The following is a 16394-nucleotide window of genomic DNA, read 5'->3' as shown; positions in this document are numbered from 1 at the left end:
GAGGTGAGGGAGCGGCGTCCGATGACAAGCGGTGAGCCCGAAGACCAGCCTTGGTCGGTGCCTGTGAGCCAGGCACCGACCAAGGTGAGACGACTACGCTCTCGGCTTCTCGCGCATCTCGAACATCTGGATCGTGTCGCCGATCTGGAGATCGTTGAACGAGCCCAGGTTGATGCCGCACTCGAAGCCCTCGCGGACTTCGGTGACGTCGTCCTTGAACCGGCGCAGCCCGGCGATCTCGAGGCTCTCACCGATGACCGTGCCGTCGCGCAGGATCCGAGCGCGACCGCCGCGGCGGATCTCCCCGTTCCGGACGATCGACCCGGCGATGTTGCCGAACTTGCTCGACCGGAAGATCTCGCGGATCTCCGCCTCACCGAGGCGAACCTCCTCGAACTCCGGCTTGAGCATGCCCTTGAGCGCTGCCTCGATCTCCTCGATGGCCTGGTAGATCACCGAGTAGTACCGGATCTCCACGCCCTCGCGGTCGGCGACGTCGGCGTTCTGGCCCTCGGCCCGGACGTTGAACCCGATGATGATCGCGTCCGACGCCACGGCGAGGTTGATGTTGTTCAGCGTGATCGCGCCGACACCCCGGTCGATGATCCGTAGGTCGACCTCGTCGCCCACGTCGATCTGGAGCAGAGCGTCCTCCAGCGCTTCGACCGAACCCGACGCGTCACCCTTGAGGATGAGGTTGAGGGTGTCGACCTTGCCCTGGGCGAGCGCCTCGTTGAGGTCCTCGAGCGAGATCCGCTTGCGCGCCTTGGCGAGCGAGGCAGCCCGAGAGGCGGCCTCCTTGCGCTCCGCGATCTGACGCGCGGTGCGGTCGTCGGGCGCCACGAGGAACGTGTCGCCGGCGCCGGGCACCGAGGTCAGCCCGAGGACGAGCACCGGCCGAGACGGAGTCGCCTCCGAGACCGTGTTGCCGTGCTCGTCGAGCATCGCGCGGACGCGGCCGTAGCCGGACCCCGCGACGATCGCGTCGCCGACGTGCAGCGTGCCGGACTGGACGAGCACCGTCGCCACCGGGCCACGGCCCTTGTCGAGGTGGGTCTCGATCGCGACACCACGCGCGTCCTTATTGGGGTTGGCCCGCAGGTCGAGCGCCGCGTCGGCGGTGAGGAGCACCGCCTCCAGGAGGGCGTCGATGTTCTCGCCGGTCCGGGCGGACACGTTGACGAACATCGTCTCGCCGCCGTACTCCTCGGCCACGAGGTTGTACTCGGTGAGCTGCTGGCGGACCTTGTCGGGGTTCGCTCCCTCCTTGTCGATCTTGTTGACCGCCACGACAATCGGCACGTCGGCCGCCTGGGCGTGGTTCAGCGCCTCGATCGTCTGCGGCATCACACCGTCGTCCGCCGCCACCACGAGGATCGCGATGTCGGTGACCTTGGCACCACGGGCTCGCATGGCGGTGAACGCCTCGTGACCCGGGGTGTCGATGAAGGTGATCTGTCGCTCCTGGTCCTCCAGGTGCGTCGCGACCTGGTAGGCGCCGATGTGCTGGGTGATGCCACCGGCCTCACCCTCGGCCACCTTCGCCTGCCGGATCGCGTCGAGGAGCTTGGTCTTGCCGTGGTCGACGTGACCCATGACGGTGACCACCGGCGGGCGAGCCACCAGGTCGTCGTCGCCCTCGGCCTCGCGTTCGGCGTCGAGGTCGATGTTGAACTGCTCGAGCAGCTCGCGCTCCTCGTCCTCCGGGGAGACGACCTCGATCTGGAAGCCGAGCTCGGCACCGAGGAGGCGGAAGGTGTCCTCGTCGAGCGACTGCGTCGCGGTGGCCATCTCACCGAGGTGGAACAGGACCGTGACGAGCGACGCCGGGCTGGCGTTGATCTTGTCGGCGAAGTCGGTCAGCGACGCGCCACGGCGCATCCGCACGACCTGCGAGCCGTCCCCACGGGGAACCTGCACGCCACCGATCGTCGGGGCCTGCATCTGCTCGAACTCCTGGCGCTTCGCCCGCTTGGACTTGCGTCCACGAACCGGACGCCCACCACCGCGGCCGAACGCACCGGGCGCGGAGCCACGGCCGCCGCCACCCGGACGACCGCCGCCGCCGGGACGACCGCCGAACCCGCCACCGCCGCCACCGCCGCCGGGACCACCGGGGCGACCGGGCGCACCCGGACGACCTCCGGGACCACCCGGACGGGTGCCGGGACGGCCGATCGCGGCGCGGTCGGGCATCATCCCGGGGTTGGGACGCGCACCACCCGGACGCGGGCCGGCCACACCGGTGCCGCCGGGACGCGGACCGGCGGCGCCGGGGCCTCCCGGACGGGACTGGGGACGCGGCATCCCCTGGCTCGGGGCGAAGGGGTTGTTGCCCGGACGCGACGAGCCCTCGCGGGCGGCCGCCGGGCGGCCCATGCCCTGGCTCGGGGCGAACGGGTTGTTGCCGGGCCGGGGCTGACCGCCCGGACGCGGGGCCGGACGCGGGGCGCCACCGGGCGCACCGGCGCCACCGGGAGCACCCGGACGGCTGGTCTCACGGGCGGCGACGCCGGGAGCCGCGGGACGCGGACCCGGAGCGGCCGGAGCCGGCGCCGGGGTGGACGGCCGGGCCGCGGCAGTTGCGGAGGCGGCAGCGGGCGGGGCGGCAGCGGCCGCCGGCTGGACCGGGGCCTGGCCGGGCACCTGGATGTGCGCAGGGGCCGTGGCGGGGGCCGGCGGCGGGGTCTCGGCGCGGACCGGAGCGGGCGCCGGAGTGGACGGTGCGGGAGCGGACGGCGCCGGTGCCGACGGGGCGGCCGTCTTCACGGCCGTGTGGGCGCCGTTTCCGTTGCCGTTCCCGTTGGCTGCTCCCCGCAGCTCGGCCGGGAACGACTCCTTGATGGTGCGAACGACAGGGGGCTCGATGGTCGAGGATGCCGACCGGACGAACTCGCCCTTGTCCTTGAGATACGTCAAGAGCGTCTTGCTCTCGACTCCGAGCTCTTTGGCGAGCTCATAGACACGGACCTTGGCCACGTTTCTCCTTCTCGGGTGGTCCGACCCGGAAGGACATTCCTTGGGTCAGACCTGGTTGTGGGGCTTGCTCATTGCTGAGTGCTCATCGAGTGCTCATCAGCGTCTGACCCGCCTTCGGTTGGTCTGTCGTGATCGGTGGTGATCGGGGTTGTCATGGAGGTGCGTCCGGCGGTCTCCAAGTGGTCCGCCACGCGGGAGACGTCCGGCCCGGCCTGCAGCCGCAGGGCCCGGGTGAACGCCTTCCGGCGAACCGCCTGCTCGAAACACGTCGTACTCGGGTGCAGCCACGCGCCACGTCCCGGTAGTCGGTGCCGCGGGTCCGGGACCAGCACGACGACACCGTTCATGGCGTTGTCGGGCTCTTCCCTCACCGCGACCACTCGCAGGAGTGCCGACCAGCTATCCCTGCGACGACATCCGACGCATGTGCGTACGGGTACCGAGACAGGGAGTCCAGACCGGTCGGTCACGAGTAAGTCTACCCCGATCGGCTCCGGCCCGGTGATCCGGCCACCGACTCAACGTGCGACGACGTTCGGGTATGCCCGGGGCTCAGGACGTGCGGCCGTCGTCGGCAGGGGTGTCGGGGCGGATGTCGATCCGCCAGCCGGTGAGCTTTGCGGCGAGGCGGACGTTCTGCGCCTCCTTGCCGATGGCGAGCGACAGCTGGTAGTCCGGCACGGTGACGCGCGCAGCCCTCGCCTGCGCGTCGACGATCTCGACCGACTGCACCCGGGCCGGCGACAGGGCTGCGGCCACGAAGGTCGCGGCGTCCGGCGAGTAGTCGACGATGTCGATCTTCTCGCCGTGCAGCTCGGTCATCACCGCGCGTACCCGGGCGCCCATCGGACCGATGCAGGCGCCCTTGGCGTTGACCCCGGAGACTTTCGCGTGGACGGCGATCTTGGTGCGGTGGCCGGCCTCACGGGCCAGCGCCGCGATCTCGACGGTCCCGTCGGCGATCTCCGGGACCTCGAGGCGGAACAGCGTGCGAACGAGGTTCGGGTGGGTGCGGGACAGCCCGATCTGCGGTCCGCGGGGCCCCCGTTTGACGCTGACGACGTAGCAGCGCAGCCGGTCGCCGTGCCGGTAGCGCTCGCCGGGCACCTGCTCGGCCAGTGGCAGCACGCCCTCGACGGTGCCGAAGTCGACGAGCACGGTGCGCGGGTCGGAGCTCTGCTGGATGACGCCCGAGACGACATCGCCTTCACGGCCCTTGAAGTCGCCGAGGATCTGCTCGTCCTCGAGGTCGCGCAGCCGCTGCACGATGACCTGTCGCGCCGTGGCGGCGGCCACCCGGCCGAACCCGTCCGGGGTGTCGTCGAACTCCGGCCCGGGGTCGGCGCGCTCCTGCCGATCGCCGTCCGTCGGGGGCAGCAGCTCGCCCTCCTCACGGGCCCACACGATGACGTGACCGCTCTTGCGGTCCAGCTCGACGCGGGCGATGCGGAAGGAGCCGTCGGTGCGGTGGTAGGCGACGAGGAGCGCCTGCTCGATGGCGGGGATCAGCACGTCGAGGCTGATGTCCCGCTCGCGTTCCAGGGCCCGGAGGGCCGCGACGTCGATGTCCATCAGTCCGGCTCCCCACCGCTCGGGTCCCCATGGGCGTTGGGTCGGTTGAACTCCACCTGCACGGCACCGGACCGCACCCTCGCCACCGGCACGGTCTCGCGCTGCGCCGGCTGCTTGCGGGTCGCCGGAGTCTCGACCGTGACGCCGTCGTGGGTGACGGCGAGCACCCGCCCGGTGACCTCCGTGCCGTCGTCGACCGTCAGCGTGACGAGCCGGCCGACGTTGCGCCGCAGGGCCGCATACCCGGTCAGCGGGCGTCCGACGCCCGGTGAGCTGACCTCCAGCGTGTAGGGACGCTCGCCCATGAGGTCGAGCCGGTCGAGGTGGTCGCCCACGACGCGGGTGGCGTCGGCGACCTCGTCGAGGGTGAGCGGGTCGACGGGGCTGGAGGCGTCCGCGGTCTCCAGCCGGCTGACATCGCGGTCCACGAGCACGCGCAGCACCCGTCGGGTTCCGGCGGTCGTGACGGTCGCCTCGACGGGGACCAGGGAGAGGGCGGTCAGAGGCGCAGCGAGCTCGGCAGCGATGTCCTCGCCCACGTTCCACCTCCCCTGTTCTCGACTCGTTGGTCATGCTAGCGAGGACGGCTCGTCGCGGCCCTCCCCATCCGGGGCTCCGTGTCATGATCGGGCCATGGCCGCGGAGGGAACGAGGCGCGGCTCACTGCCCACGCGCCGCGAGCTGCTGCGGACCGCCGCACTGACCACCGTGGTCGCGCCGCTCCTCGCCGCCTGCGACATCCGGCTGGAGGACGACGCTCCCACACTTCCCCTGCTTCAGCGAAAATCGGTCCCGGACGAGGCCGTGCTGGTCGACCTCGTCCGCCGCACCACAGCGCTCGCCCAGGCCGCCGGACGGGTCCCCAACCCGAACGACACCGTCAGCCGACTGGCGACCATCCACCAGACCCAGGCCGACGTCCTACGCTCCAGGCTGACGTCGGCCGGAGTGCCGGTCCACGTCATCGACGGCCCGACGGCCACCTCGACGCCGACGACGACGGCCCCCACGGCTGCGGTCAGCGCACCGCCGTCGACCACCCCGCAGGAGGTCGCTGCCGCCGAGACCGCTCTCGTCGCCGCGGTGCTCCCCGCCCTCCCGACCGTCACTGCCGCCAACCGGGCCGTCGTCGCCTCCGTCGTCGCCTCGTGCGGGGCGGCGGCGGAGCTGCTGGGAGCGACCGTGAGCTGGCCCAGGGCCGACCCGCTGCCGCCCGCGGCCGCGGTGCCGCTCCTGGACGGCACCCGCTCCGCCGCCTACGCCTTCCAGGTCGTGGCCGCCCAGACCGGAGGCGACCAGCGCGCCGTCGCCGAGGGCACGCATACCGACCTGGACTCCCGCGCGACCGAGGTGGCCGGGATGGCCGGCTCGTCCGCCCCGGTGGGGCCGCTCGGCTACGCCCTCCCCTACCCGGTGACGGCGCCGGACGTCGCGTCCCGGCTGGCCGGCCAGGTGCTGACGACGCTGGTGGCCGGTGGCCTGACTCCGCTGGCGACCCTGCCGGAGGGGTCGACGGCGACGACGACCCTGGTCCGGCTCCTCGTCGACGCCCAGCGTCTCGGCCGCACCTGGGGCGTCGCGCCAGTGCCGTTCCCCGGCCAGGCCTACCCGTGACGGAGCTGGTCCCCCGGGGCTTCCGGGCCCGCGTCGCCGCATACCCACCGGACGAGGTCGACCCCACCGCTTGGTATGCGGTCACGGGCGCGGAGTGGCTGCGGCGGCTCCCGGGTCTGCTCACCGACCTGATGGCCGACTGGTCGCTCGTCCCCGACGGCGAGGTCCGCTGGGGGGCCGGCGCGGTGGCCGTCCCGGTCACCTCGCCGACCGGACCGGCCGTGCTCAAGGTGACCTGGCCGCACCACGAGGCGGTCACCGAGCACCTCGGGCTCCGACACTGGGACGGGCACGGCTCGGTCCGGCTGCTGCGCGCGGACCCGCGCCGGTTCGCGCTGCTGCTCGAACGCCTCGACGCGACGACCGACCTGCGCTCGCTGCCTGCGGACGCCGCTTGCGGGGTGATCGGGGATCTCCTCGCGCAGCTGCGGTCACCGGCCCTGCCGCAGGTCCCCACACTCACGGCGTATGCGGCCCGCCAGCTGTCGAAGCCGGCACCGTTCGACGTGCTCCCCCGGCGGTTCGTCGAGCAGGGTCGCCGGCTGGCGGCCGAGCTCGTGACCGGACCCGAGCTCGACGCGTGGCTGCTGCACACCGACCTGCACTACGAGAACGTGCTGCGCGGTACTCGTCAGGCGTGGCTGGCGATCGACCCGAAGCCGACCGCCGGCGACCGGGCGTTCGAGGTCGCCCCGGCGCTGTGGAACCGGGCCGACGAGCTCGGCACCGGGTCGTCGGTCCGCTGGAACCTGCGCCGCCGTCTCGAGATCGTCTGCGAGCACGCGGACATCGCCGAGGACCGGGCCAAGGCCTGGACCATCGTGCGCGAGGTCGACAACGCCACCGACCCGGCGGAAGGGCCCGGCCGGGCCAGTCTCGCCGTGGCGATCATCAAGGCGATGAACGACTGACCGTCGCGGTGGCGGAGAGCAGGGCCTGGCGAGCCCGTACCGGGCCCGGCGTCGCCGTGAGCCGGCCGCTCAGCTGGTCCAGTCGCGTCCGAGGTATGCCGCCGAGACCCCGGAGCCGGAGCACGGAGTCGCGGATGTGCTCGGGCGACGCGGCGTTGGGGTCGAGGACCTCGGCGTAGCCCGCCGCCTCGAGCGCCGCCGCTGCGGCGAACTGGTCCGTCGACAGCGGCAGCACGAGCGACGGCACGGCGGCCGTCAACGCCTCGGTCACGCTGTTGTTGCCGCCGTGGGACACCATCACCGCGGACCGGCTCAGCAACGTCACCTGGGGCAGCACGCGCCGCACCAGCCAGGACGAGGGGACCGGCCCGAGGTCCGCCACGGCGGTGGATCCGCTGGCCAGCGCCACCCGGACGTCGAGCCCGCTCAACGCGGCGGCGATGCGGCCCAGCACGTCGGAGCGCACGGACAGGAAGCTCCCGAGGCTGACGTAGACGACGGGTGCGCTGCCGGAGGCCAGCCACGCGTCGACCTCGGCGTCCGGTGCCTCGCTGCGGACCGCGGAGCCGAGGAACGAGTGCCGCGGCAGGAGTGAGGTGCGCTGGGGCGGTTGGAGCTCCGCCGGGTAGTTGAGCATCAGCACGTCGCCGGTCTCGGCGAACGCGTCGTCGCTCGCGGCCGCCGACGGGTCGAGGCTGCGCAGCGTGTCGTTCCAGCGGGCGGTGAAGGTGTCCCGGACCCGGATGCACTGCGTGTGGAGGCTTGCCAGCGCGGCGGGGTCGGGGTGGAAGCAGCGCGGCCACTCCGGTGGGTAGCCGTAGACCTCCGCACCGACGGTCAGGGCTGACGGGTGCCCGAGGACCACGTCCGCGTGCCGGACGCCCGCGCTCATGAGGGCCAGCCGGGCGCTGAACGCCAGGTGGTCGACGAGGACGTGGTCCGGGCGTACCCGGTCGACGACGGCGGCCACCTCCTTCGCGACCTGGAGCGGTTCCCAGAGCAGGTCGTCACCCCGGGCCGCCGCCTGGAAGGCGAGCGTCTCGACCGCGCCGCGCCGCGTGGCGTCGAAGAAGCCGCGCAGCGCCTCGTCCTCGCCGCGGGGCTGGTCCTCCGCCCGGATGACCCCCGGGTTGGACCCTCGGCCGAGCTGGAGATGCTCCCGGTCGAAGCCGAACCCGCGCACGATCTCGTCGGTGGCGGAACCGGTGGCCACGACGACGCGCTCGCCGGCCTGCTGCCAGGCGGTGGCCAGGGTGGCGAGCGGGTAGAGGTGGGACGCGTAGTCCGGGCTGACGACCAGTAGCGTCACGAGGCGACATCCTGGTAGATCGCCGCGAGGGCCGCTGCCATGGTGTGGACGCTGAACCGCTCCCGGACCAGCCGCTGGGCACCCGCGGCCCGGCGTCTGGCTCCAGGAGCGGCGGCCCGGTCGAACGCGGCGGCGACGGCGGCAGCGAGGGCGGCCGGCGAGCGGGTGTCGGCGAGAACGCCCGTGACACCGTCCTCGACGTAGGTCGCCGGCCCACCCTCCCAGGGCGCCACCACGACCAGCCCGGACGCCATCGCCTCGAGGATCGCGATGCCGAACTCCTCCTTGAGGCTTGCCGAGACGTAGACGCCGCCCGGACCGCACAGGTCGGGCCGGCCGAAGCGCGCCGCCGCGAGCCAGGTGGCGACGGTGGCGTTGGGGCGATGACCGGCCAGGAGGAGCCCGACACGAGGCCCGTCGGTCCGAGCCACCGCGGCGTCGATGCGGGACAGCTGCTCTCGCTCGTCCGGGCTCGGGTTCCGGAGGTCGCCGCCGATGACGAGGAGGTTGCATCGCTCGGCGAGCTCGGGGTGGCCGGTCCAGGCCTGGACGAGGGTCGCCATGCCCTTGACGGGGTGCAGCCGCCCGACCGTGAGGGCCAGCGGCAGTCCCCGACGGTCCGGCGGCAGCGTGATCAGCAGGTCGTCCAGGTCGTCGAGGGCGTCAAGCGTCGCGGCCGACGCATACCCGCCCTGCGCCGCGGCCGGGACCTCGCGGGCCGCACGGTCGAGCGGCACGGGGTCGATGCCTTCGGGCACCACCGTGACGCGACCGCGCTCGCGCTCGACATCGACACCGAGCAGGTCCCTGAGGTTCGCCGCGAGGGCCGGACGCGGGAAGACGACCAGCTGCGACGCCTGCTGCTGGATCTGGCGCAGCAGGAGGATCCGGAACACGAGGTGTTCGACCTCGTCGACGCGGCCGACGTTCTGACGCGTCAGGACCCCGTCCGCCTCGCGCGACGCGACCGAGGCGTGGGGATCGGGAGCGAACGTCAGCACCACGGGCACGCCGAGGTCGCGTGCCGCCTCGGCTGCGGCCCAGGACCCGACGTCGGCCATGCGCAGGTGGAGCACGTCGACCTGAGCCCGGTCGAGGATGCGTCGCGTCGCCCGCCGGGTGGCGACCCGCAGCGGCCACGCCTCCGCAGCGGGCACTGACGGCCCCCAGAAGGGGACCGGCAGGTAGTGGTGGCCAGGGAGGTCGACCGACTCCAGACCCGGGTCGTCCCCCGCCCGGCCACGAGAGATGGTGAGCACCCGCCGCACGGGACCGGGATCCGCGAGCAGCGCGTCGCCCAGGTGAACGAGGAGGGTGGCGATGCCGCCGGTGTCCCCCTGGCCGGCGCGTCGCAGGTCGCCGTCGATGTCCGCGTGCAGGAAGAGCTGGGCCACGGTCAGCCCCTGGCGTACGGCCCGACCGACCGGCGGATACCGACGCCGGTCCAGGTCGGAGCGAGCGAGGCGGGCGACCGCGGCGAGGGCGCCGTGGGACCCGGCGACGGCGTCCAGGGTGGCGAGGACCTGCGCGTCGAACGGGTCCGCCACGTCGCCGAGAGCGGCCAGGGCCGCTGCCCGGGCCGCCGGCAGCTCGTCGTCGTCGGCGGCGAGCTCGAGGAGTATGCGCGTGCTGACCACCCCGGGAACCAGCCCGAGCGTCTCGACCAGCCGACCCCTCGCATCCTCGAGCGTGGCGTACGGCACGGCGGCGACCAGCGCATCGCGCACCAGCCCTGGCTCCTGCGCGGCGAACGACTCCAGCGTGGCCTGAGCTAGCGTGCCGGCGAAGCCACCGTCGAGGACCAGGTCAACCAGGCCCGGCAGGGCCGCGGCGACCGGGGATCGCGAGCCCAACGCCCAGGCCGCGTGGTCGCGAAGGAACGACCCGTCCTGGTACACCAGGGCCGCCAGTCGCTCCCCCGCCTCTACCCCTGGGAAGGCGGCGAGCGCGTGGACGGCCGCGATCGCGGCGAGCTCGTCCGACCCGTCGGCGATCGCGACGTCCAGGTCCCGGATCGCGGCCGCCGGGTCCCCGGGCGCCGGGTCGTCGGGTGCCGAGTCGCCGGGTGTCGACCCCGACGACGTCCGCATGGACGCGATCGCCTCGACGAGGGTCGTCGGGTGGTCGCCCCTCTGGACCATTTCGGCGCCAACCGCCTCGCTCACGCTCACGAACTCGCCCTTCGACGCCGACTGCCGGACCGCGGGTCACGTCCGTGCCCACACCCGTATTCCGACGCAGCGCCCGATACGGATGCGGGTGAGCAGCCCCCCTGAGTGAGGTTCTCCCCACACGGATCTGGCGGTGCCGGGGCGTCGGGACGGCCGCATAGTGAGGCAGCGGTTGTGTGCGGCGGAGCGTTCGTCTCGGGCGGCTGTTTCCCATCCCCACCGTGACACCAGGAGCCCTCATGTCCAGCGACACCCTCACCGACACCACCTCGTTCTCCGACCTCGGCCGGGACATGTGGTCCTACCTGACGGGCAAGGAGGCCACCATCGACTACACGTTCGTCGACATGGCGGTCGAGGTGCCCAGGTCGACCGGGCCCGACAGCGCCCGCGCGACGTGGAAGCTGAACGGCACCTTGCGCATCACGACGGCCGACAAGGACAACCGCGGGGCGTCCGACGGCTCCCGTGCCTGACCCTGCTCGCCCCTCGCTGGTGCTCGTCGCCGACCTCGTGCTCGAGGTCGGCGACGATCGGGGCTCGACCACTGCATACCTGACGAACGACGACACCGGTCTGGTTCTCGACGTACGGGATCCGGCCACGCTGCTGCGGTGCGTCCCGCCGCGCGGCCCGCGCCGCGACCTCGTCCGCTCGTCGCCCGCGACCCGTTTCGCCGGCATCCCGGTCCGGGTCACCTCCCGTGGGCGCGACCTCGGCCGGGTACGGCTCACGACGGCCGGGAAGGTCCACGCGCGCGCCTCGCTGTCCGGTACGCCGACGCTGGTCCGGACGGCAGCCTCGTATGCGTCCGCTCGGCTGGGTCGCTACCTCGCGCGATGGCGCGCTACGCCGGCAGGACGTAGAAGTACATGAGCAGGTAGTGGAACAGCGCGGCCACGACGACCAGGTGCCACAGCTCGTGGAAGCCCAACACGCCGGGCCACGGGTTCGGCCTCTCGACCACGAACATCACGAACATCACGAACCCCGCGGTGTAGCAGATCCCGCCAAGGCCCAGCAGCACCAGCGCGCCCAGGGGCAGCGAGGAGTCCGCGCCGACCAGCAGGACGGTCAGCCAGCCCAGGACGATGTAGAGCGTGTCGGTCACGTACTTCGGCAGCTGGGGCCAGACCGAGCGGAGCACGATGCCGGTCACGGCGCTCACCCACACCCCGCCGAGGACCGTCCAGCCGTAGGTGTTGCGGAAGCGCACGAGTACCAGCGGGGTGGTCGTGCCGGCGATGAGGAAGAAACACCGAGTCGTCGTCGAGAGTGCGGAGCCCGCCGTTCACGCGAGGGCCGCGGTCCAGACCGTGGTGCAGCACGCTGGTCGCGAACAGCAGGATGAGCGAGCTGCCGTAGACGCTCAGCCCGACGATCTTCCAGGGGTCGCCTTCGACGCTGGACTGGGAGATGAGCGGCCCGGCGCCGACGAGGGCGAAGCAGAGACCGACAATGTGCGAGACGGTGTTGAAGCGCTCGTCGGTGACGTGGAGGCTGCCGTCCCTACTTCTCGGGGTCGTGTCCACGGAGCCGCTTTCCCGCGATGTAGCGCCCCCGACCGTTGGGCGCCCACGAAGCGAGGAGCCGTGCCGCGCCGTTCTCCAGGCTACCCGGCGGTCAACAGAGACCGACTCCGCCTAGGTCCGGCGGAGATGCGGAAACTCGGCCGAGCGGGACTGGAACTCGAGGATGCTCCGGTTGCGGATCCGGCCCTCCTCGATCTCGACCGCGCGGCTGATGGTCGGGTCCGCCGCCCACGCGGTCGGCCCGGCGAGCACGGTGGCCAGGTGGGGCAGCAGGGCCTCGCTGATCTCCCACGTCGCGGAGTCCCACAGGTACGAGGGACTGTGGTCGACGCCGTAGTACCTCACGTCCTCGCCGACGGTGATGATCGGTTCCTCGAACGACGTCGGGCGGGCCCACGCGAAGCCCATCCCCTCGTCACACGAGACGTCGACGACGAGGGTTCCCGGAGGCAGCTGCGGCAGGTCGCTGGTATCGAGGAACATCATCGGGCGGTTGGGGTCCTGGAGTACGCAGTTGACGATGATGTCGTGTGCGGCGAGGTAGCCGGCCAGGGGTTGGGGGCCGTTCGGGGTCTCGACCTCGTTGCGGCTGGGGTCGCTCTCGTCGAGACCGAACTGGACGAGCCGGGCCGAGTGGATCGGTGACGCGACGGCGGCGACCGCCCGCTGCGTGAGGACGTCGACCTCGGTGACGCCCAACGCGGCCAAGCCCGTCACCGCACCCCGCGCGGTCGCCCCGAACCCGATGACCGCCGCGGTCAGCTTCCGGCCGTAGTCCCCCGTCGACCCGACGAGTGACAGGGCGTGCAGGACCGAGGCGTACCCGGCGATCTCGTTGTTCTTGTGCAGCACGTGGAGACTGAACGCCCCGTCCGCAGTCCAGTGGTTCATCGCCTCGAAGGCGATCACCGTCAGTCGCCGGTCGATCGCCTGCTGGGTGATCTCGACGTCCTGTACGCAGTGCGGCCATCCCCAGAGGACCTGCCCCGCACGCATCTCGGCGAGGTCCGCAGGCAGCGGCTTGGGAAGCAGGATGATGTCACAGTCCGCGAACAGCTGCTCGTGAGAACGGAGCCCGCCGACCAGCGGCCGGAGCTGCTCGTCCGACACGCCGAAGTGCTCGCCGTATCCGGTCTCCAGGAACACCCTGTCCCGCAGCTCCGGCTCGATGCGGTCGAGGTGACGGGGGTGGATCGCCAGCCGCCGCTCGTCGGCCTTGCGCGACCTCGCGATGATCCCGACGCTCCGCTGCTCCACGCACGCCCCTTAGGTCGATGCCCTGTCTAGCACAGCGGGCCGACCGGGACGGCGGGTTGGGTCTGGGCGCTCGGCGTCGTGCCACCCGGGTGCTACCCGGTTAGGGACAACGCCAAAGCGCCGAGTGACGTCAGCCCAGCGAGGACAGCGGACGCGGCGAGGGGATGGGGCGGTCGGGTCCGTAGGCGGCCCACGTCAGGGTGGTGAAGAGGAGGAGCGCGGCCAGCACCAGGGCGAACGCCAGTGCGAGAGCCATGACGAGTGACGTCGGCGGTCGCCGCGACGCCGGGCGGGGCAGGTGGACAACGTGCCGCGGCCCCCCGCCAGACCCGATGGCCCGCACCGCGACGCTCATCGTGACGCCTCCTCCGCGCGAGCGTCCCGAACGTGGCGCAACGCGTCGGAGCGGGCCCCGGTGCCGGAGCCGGCGTAGAACGACAGCTCATGGCGGTCGGGGTCGTGGAACCCGATAAGCCGCCCGGTGGCGCCGTTGATGACCGGGGTGTGCGGGATGGCAAGCTGGTCGAGGTGCTCGGCGCAGGCGGCGAGGTCGTCCTCGCGCGGGACGGAGATGTTGAGGAACCCGAAGTTCTTCGTCGCGGCGGCCGCCTCGGGGTGTTCGCGGAGGGCGATCATGACTCCCCCGATCGGCGCGAAGCCGACCCCGCGGACGACGCCGTCCGCGTCGGGCCACTCCAGCTCTACGGTGAGCCCGAACACCTCCGCATACCAGGCGCGGCTGCTGGTGAGGTCCGCGACGGGGATCTTGACCGACAGCAGACCCAGTGGCGGCAACGAACCCGGGGTCCGGCTATTCGCTACAGTGCTCATGTAATCAGGAAACCACGCCAGTGTCACTGTAGTCAATAGGGAAAGGCGTCGAGAGGATGAGTAGGGATAGGGCCGGTACGGCCGACGGCACACCAACGGCCCGGGCCTATGACGCCCCCAAACGACAGGCGGCCGCGCGGGAGACCCGACGACGGATCCGGTCGGCAGCCACCGATCTCTTTCTCGCGCAGGGGTATGCCGCCACCTCGATGCGCGCCGTGGCCCTCGCCGCCGGCGTGGCCGAGAAGACCGTGTACCTGCAGTACGCCACCAAGACCGCGCTGTTGAAGGAGGTCGTCGAGACCGCGATCGTCGGCGACGACGACGAGGTTCCGGTGGCAGCCCGCGGCTGGTTCACCGACGCCCTGGGGGAACCGGATCCCCAGGCCAAGCTGCGCCTGATCGTCGACGGCACGACGACCTTGCACGAGCGGACCGGACCGATGTTCTCGGTGGCTCGCGGAGCCGCCGCCGTGGAACCGGACGTCGCGCAGCTGTGGGACGCCGGCAAGAAGGGCCACCGCGCGGACATGGGACGACTAGCCACCGCCCTCGGCAAGGCCCGGATGATCCCGCGCGAGCGTGACGTGGAGTGGGCCACGACGGTGCTGTACGTCCTGCTGGGACTCGAGACCTGGGACCTCGTCCGCGTCGAGCTCGACCACGACGTCGACGGCTACCGCACCTGGTTGCTGACCACCCTGCAGCGCACGTTCACGTGCGAGGCGCCGGAGGGTTTGACGCGACGGCGGTCCTGAGCAGAGCCTGCGGGGACCATGGCTGGAGTCCGCTCAGTCCTCGTCCGGCAGCGTCGTGTCGACCGCGAACGGGGGACGGCCGACGCCGCTGACCTTGAACCGGCCCCAGAGGTCCTGCTCGTAGATGTCGCAGCGGCTCATGCCGTCCGGCGTCACGAGCACCGCCTGGTGACGCGCGCCGGCCAGGACGTCGAGCGCGTCCGGGGTGTCCGCGGGCGCCGCGAGGCGCCCGTGCCACCGGTACCGGCCGTCGACCGACTGGAAGAAGCCACGCAGCGCGGCCACCACCGCGATCTCGTGGTCGGCGGTGACGAGCAGCGCGTCGCCCTGGTAGCCGTCGTCGTGGTCCTCGAGCTCACCGGTCCCGTGGGTACCCGCAGCGTGGGCTCCGGTCGCGTGGGCTCCGGGTGCGTGGGGCCTGGGTGAGAGGGCAACGGCCCCGCGGGCTCCGGGTACGAGGTCGACGGCCGTCACAGGAACCCGCCCGCGCGCCAGATCTTCTCGCTGGACCCGCCGATGAGGCCGATCTCGCGGTAGTGCGTCACGACCCGCTTGGCGGCCCAGGCGAAGGTGGCCTTGTTGGCCGGGTTGCTCATCGCCGCCTTGCGCGCCGCGCGGGGGTCCAGCCCGGCCCGGCGGTACATCTCGGGGTTGAACAGCTCCTGGCCGAACGTGTACATGGTCAGGGCGAGTACGGTGCGTAGCCCGGCCAGCTCGGCCTTGTTGAGGCTCGGGACGAAGGTGTCCAGCTCGGCGCGAGCGAAGCTGATGTGGCGCGCCTCCTCGACGACGTGGATCCGCGACATGGCGCGGATGACCGGCTGCGCACTCTCGTCCGCTGCGATCTCGCGCTGGATCCGGTCGAAGATCTCCTCGGTGAGCAGGATGAGCGCCCAGAGGCCCTGCACCGGGAAGGCGGTCTTCAGCAGCCGGCCGCTCTCACGGACCTTCCACGGAACCGCATACGTCGTCGCCCCGATCGACTCCACGACGTTGGCGAACATGATCATGTGGCGGACCTCGTCCGCGACCTCGGTGAGGGCGAACTGTACTGCGGGAGTGGCGATGTCGCGGTCGTAGACATACCGCGCGACGAGCTGCAGCAGCATGTGCTCGGTCCAGACGCCGAGGGCCATCGACGAGGCCATCTCCTCGCGGCTGACCGCGAGCTTCTGCTCCATCGTCAGCCGGTTCCAGAGGTCGGTTCCGAACAGCGTGCAGCGGTGCTCGGGCAGGAACCACTTGCCCGGCGTGAGCGGCGCGGTCCAGTCGATGTCGAGCTCGGGATCGTAGGAGTGCTTCGTCGAGGCGGTCAGCAGCTGCCGCGCCTTGTGGGCCTGGCGGCCGATCGGGTCGGTCGGTCGAGAGGTGGGCTCGAGGGTCGTCGCGGTCACGAGGGCGTGCTCCTTAAGCGGGGTGGCGAATGCCGGTGAGGAGGGCCGCAGGGTGTCGTCCTGATA

The 16394-nt window shown here is 72.0% G+C and carries 17 protein-coding genes and 1 pseudogene; 5 read left to right on the top strand and 13 right to left on the bottom strand.

The genetic code is table 11. The features are described from left to right. Positions 1–93: 93 nt before the first annotated feature. The 4 genes from infB to rimP all read right to left on the bottom strand — a co-directional run bounded on the left by infB (position 94) and on the right by rimP (position 5090). The gene (infB, locus tag VIG79_RS12785; RefSeq protein WP_331886167.1) at positions 94–2979 is read right to left on the bottom strand and encodes a translation initiation factor IF-2; all 2886 of its coding nucleotides are present in this window, start codon (positions 2977–2979) and stop codon (positions 94–96) included. A gap of 68 nt (positions 2980–3047) precedes the next feature. Continuing rightward, positions 3048–3449: a YlxR family protein gene (locus tag VIG79_RS12780; RefSeq protein WP_331886165.1), complete on the bottom strand. Its 402-nt coding sequence runs from the start codon at positions 3447–3449 to the stop codon at positions 3048–3050. Between the two features lie 82 nt (positions 3450–3531). Further along, positions 3532–4551 carry a transcription termination factor NusA gene (gene nusA, locus VIG79_RS12775; RefSeq protein ID WP_331886163.1) on the bottom strand — a complete coding sequence of 340 codons (1020 nt, stop codon included), beginning with the start codon at positions 4549–4551 and terminating at the stop codon, positions 3532–3534. Beyond that, complete coding sequence (gene rimP / locus VIG79_RS12770; RefSeq protein ID WP_331886161.1) at positions 4551–5090, bottom strand: ribosome maturation factor RimP; 540 nt, start codon at positions 5088–5090, stop codon at positions 4551–4553. Before rimP ends, nusA begins: the two co-directional genes overlap by 1 nt. A gap of 94 nt (positions 5091–5184) precedes the next feature. Here rimP and VIG79_RS12765 point away from each other — a divergent pair, with 94 nt between their 5' ends. Both VIG79_RS12765 and VIG79_RS12760 read left to right on the top strand, forming a co-directional pair. After that, positions 5185–6165, top strand: a complete 981-nt coding sequence (locus VIG79_RS12765) for a DUF4439 domain-containing protein (RefSeq protein ID WP_331886159.1) — start codon at positions 5185–5187, stop codon at positions 6163–6165. Continuing rightward, a complete protein-coding gene (locus VIG79_RS12760) occupies positions 6162–7076 on the top strand; it encodes an aminoglycoside phosphotransferase family protein (RefSeq protein WP_331886157.1) in 915 nt (304 codons plus the stop codon). Before VIG79_RS12765 ends, VIG79_RS12760 begins: the two co-directional genes overlap by 4 nt. On the opposite strand, the gene VIG79_RS12755 is transcribed toward VIG79_RS12760, so the two are convergent. After that, on the bottom strand, positions 7057–8385 hold the full coding sequence (locus tag VIG79_RS12755; RefSeq protein WP_331886155.1) for a glycosyltransferase: 1329 nt from the start codon (positions 8383–8385) through the stop codon (positions 7057–7059). The two genes, VIG79_RS12760 and VIG79_RS12755, sit on opposite strands and share 20 nt — an antisense overlap. Continuing rightward, on the bottom strand, positions 8382–10556 hold the full coding sequence (locus VIG79_RS12750; protein ID WP_331886153.1) for a glycosyltransferase: 2175 nt from the start codon (positions 10554–10556) through the stop codon (positions 8382–8384). The genes VIG79_RS12755 and VIG79_RS12750 overlap by 4 nt, the downstream gene beginning before the upstream one ends. 239 nt (positions 10557–10795) lie before the next feature. On the opposite strand from VIG79_RS12750, the gene VIG79_RS12745 reads away from it, so the two are divergent. Both VIG79_RS12745 and VIG79_RS12740 read left to right on the top strand, forming a co-directional pair. Further along, the gene (locus VIG79_RS12745) at positions 10796–11032 is read left to right on the top strand and encodes a hypothetical protein (protein ID WP_331886151.1); all 237 of its coding nucleotides are present in this window, start codon (positions 10796–10798) and stop codon (positions 11030–11032) included. After that, positions 11025–11432, top strand: a complete 408-nt coding sequence (locus VIG79_RS12740; RefSeq protein ID WP_331886149.1) for a hypothetical protein — start codon at positions 11025–11027, stop codon at positions 11430–11432. Before VIG79_RS12745 ends, VIG79_RS12740 begins: the two co-directional genes overlap by 8 nt. Here the strand turns inward: VIG79_RS12740 and VIG79_RS12735 are convergent. The 5 genes and pseudogenes from VIG79_RS12735 to VIG79_RS12715 all read right to left on the bottom strand — a co-directional run bounded on the left by VIG79_RS12735 (position 11404) and on the right by VIG79_RS12715 (position 14176). Beyond that, positions 11404–11772, bottom strand: coding sequence for a hemolysin III family protein (locus VIG79_RS12735; RefSeq protein WP_331886147.1), 369 nt, complete (start codon positions 11770–11772; stop codon positions 11404–11406). The two genes, VIG79_RS12740 and VIG79_RS12735, sit on opposite strands and share 29 nt — an antisense overlap. 112 nt (positions 11773–11884) lie before the next feature. Then, positions 11885–12088, bottom strand: a pseudogene (locus VIG79_RS12730) (hemolysin III); the annotation flags it as partial. A gap of 111 nt (positions 12089–12199) precedes the next feature. Further along, positions 12200–13345, bottom strand: a complete 1146-nt coding sequence (locus VIG79_RS12725) for a N(5)-(carboxyethyl)ornithine synthase (RefSeq protein ID WP_331886145.1) — start codon at positions 13343–13345, stop codon at positions 12200–12202. 130 nt (positions 13346–13475) lie between these two features. Beyond that, positions 13476–13601: a hypothetical protein gene (locus VIG79_RS12720; protein ID WP_331886143.1), complete on the bottom strand. Its 126-nt coding sequence runs from the start codon at positions 13599–13601 to the stop codon at positions 13476–13478. A gap of 95 nt (positions 13602–13696) precedes the next feature. After that, on the bottom strand, positions 13697–14176 hold the full coding sequence (locus tag VIG79_RS12715) for a VOC family protein (protein WP_331886141.1): 480 nt from the start codon (positions 14174–14176) through the stop codon (positions 13697–13699). Between the two features lie 56 nt (positions 14177–14232). Between VIG79_RS12715 and VIG79_RS12710 the strand changes: the two genes are divergently transcribed. Continuing rightward, positions 14233–14934 carry a TetR/AcrR family transcriptional regulator gene (locus VIG79_RS12710; protein ID WP_331886139.1) on the top strand — a complete coding sequence of 234 codons (702 nt, stop codon included), beginning with the start codon at positions 14233–14235 and terminating at the stop codon, positions 14932–14934. Between the two features lie 33 nt (positions 14935–14967). Here VIG79_RS12710 and VIG79_RS12705 read toward each other — a convergent pair whose 3' ends face one another. Together VIG79_RS12705 and VIG79_RS12700 are read right to left on the bottom strand one after the other, a co-directional pair. Beyond that, positions 14968–15408, bottom strand: a complete 441-nt coding sequence (locus VIG79_RS12705; RefSeq protein WP_331886137.1) for a DUF4873 domain-containing protein — start codon at positions 15406–15408, stop codon at positions 14968–14970. Next, positions 15405–16328, bottom strand: coding sequence for a diiron oxygenase (locus VIG79_RS12700; RefSeq protein WP_331886135.1), 924 nt, complete (start codon positions 16326–16328; stop codon positions 15405–15407). Before VIG79_RS12700 ends, VIG79_RS12705 begins: the two co-directional genes overlap by 4 nt. Between the last annotated feature and the right edge of the window lie 66 nt (positions 16329–16394).

It is taken from the genome of Lapillicoccus sp. (assembly GCF_036559105.1).
Taxonomy (GTDB): domain Bacteria; phylum Actinomycetota; class Actinomycetes; order Actinomycetales; family Dermatophilaceae; genus Lapillicoccus.
Note: the sequence above shows the minus strand (reverse complement) of the source record. Positions and strands in the feature narration are given on the sequence as shown.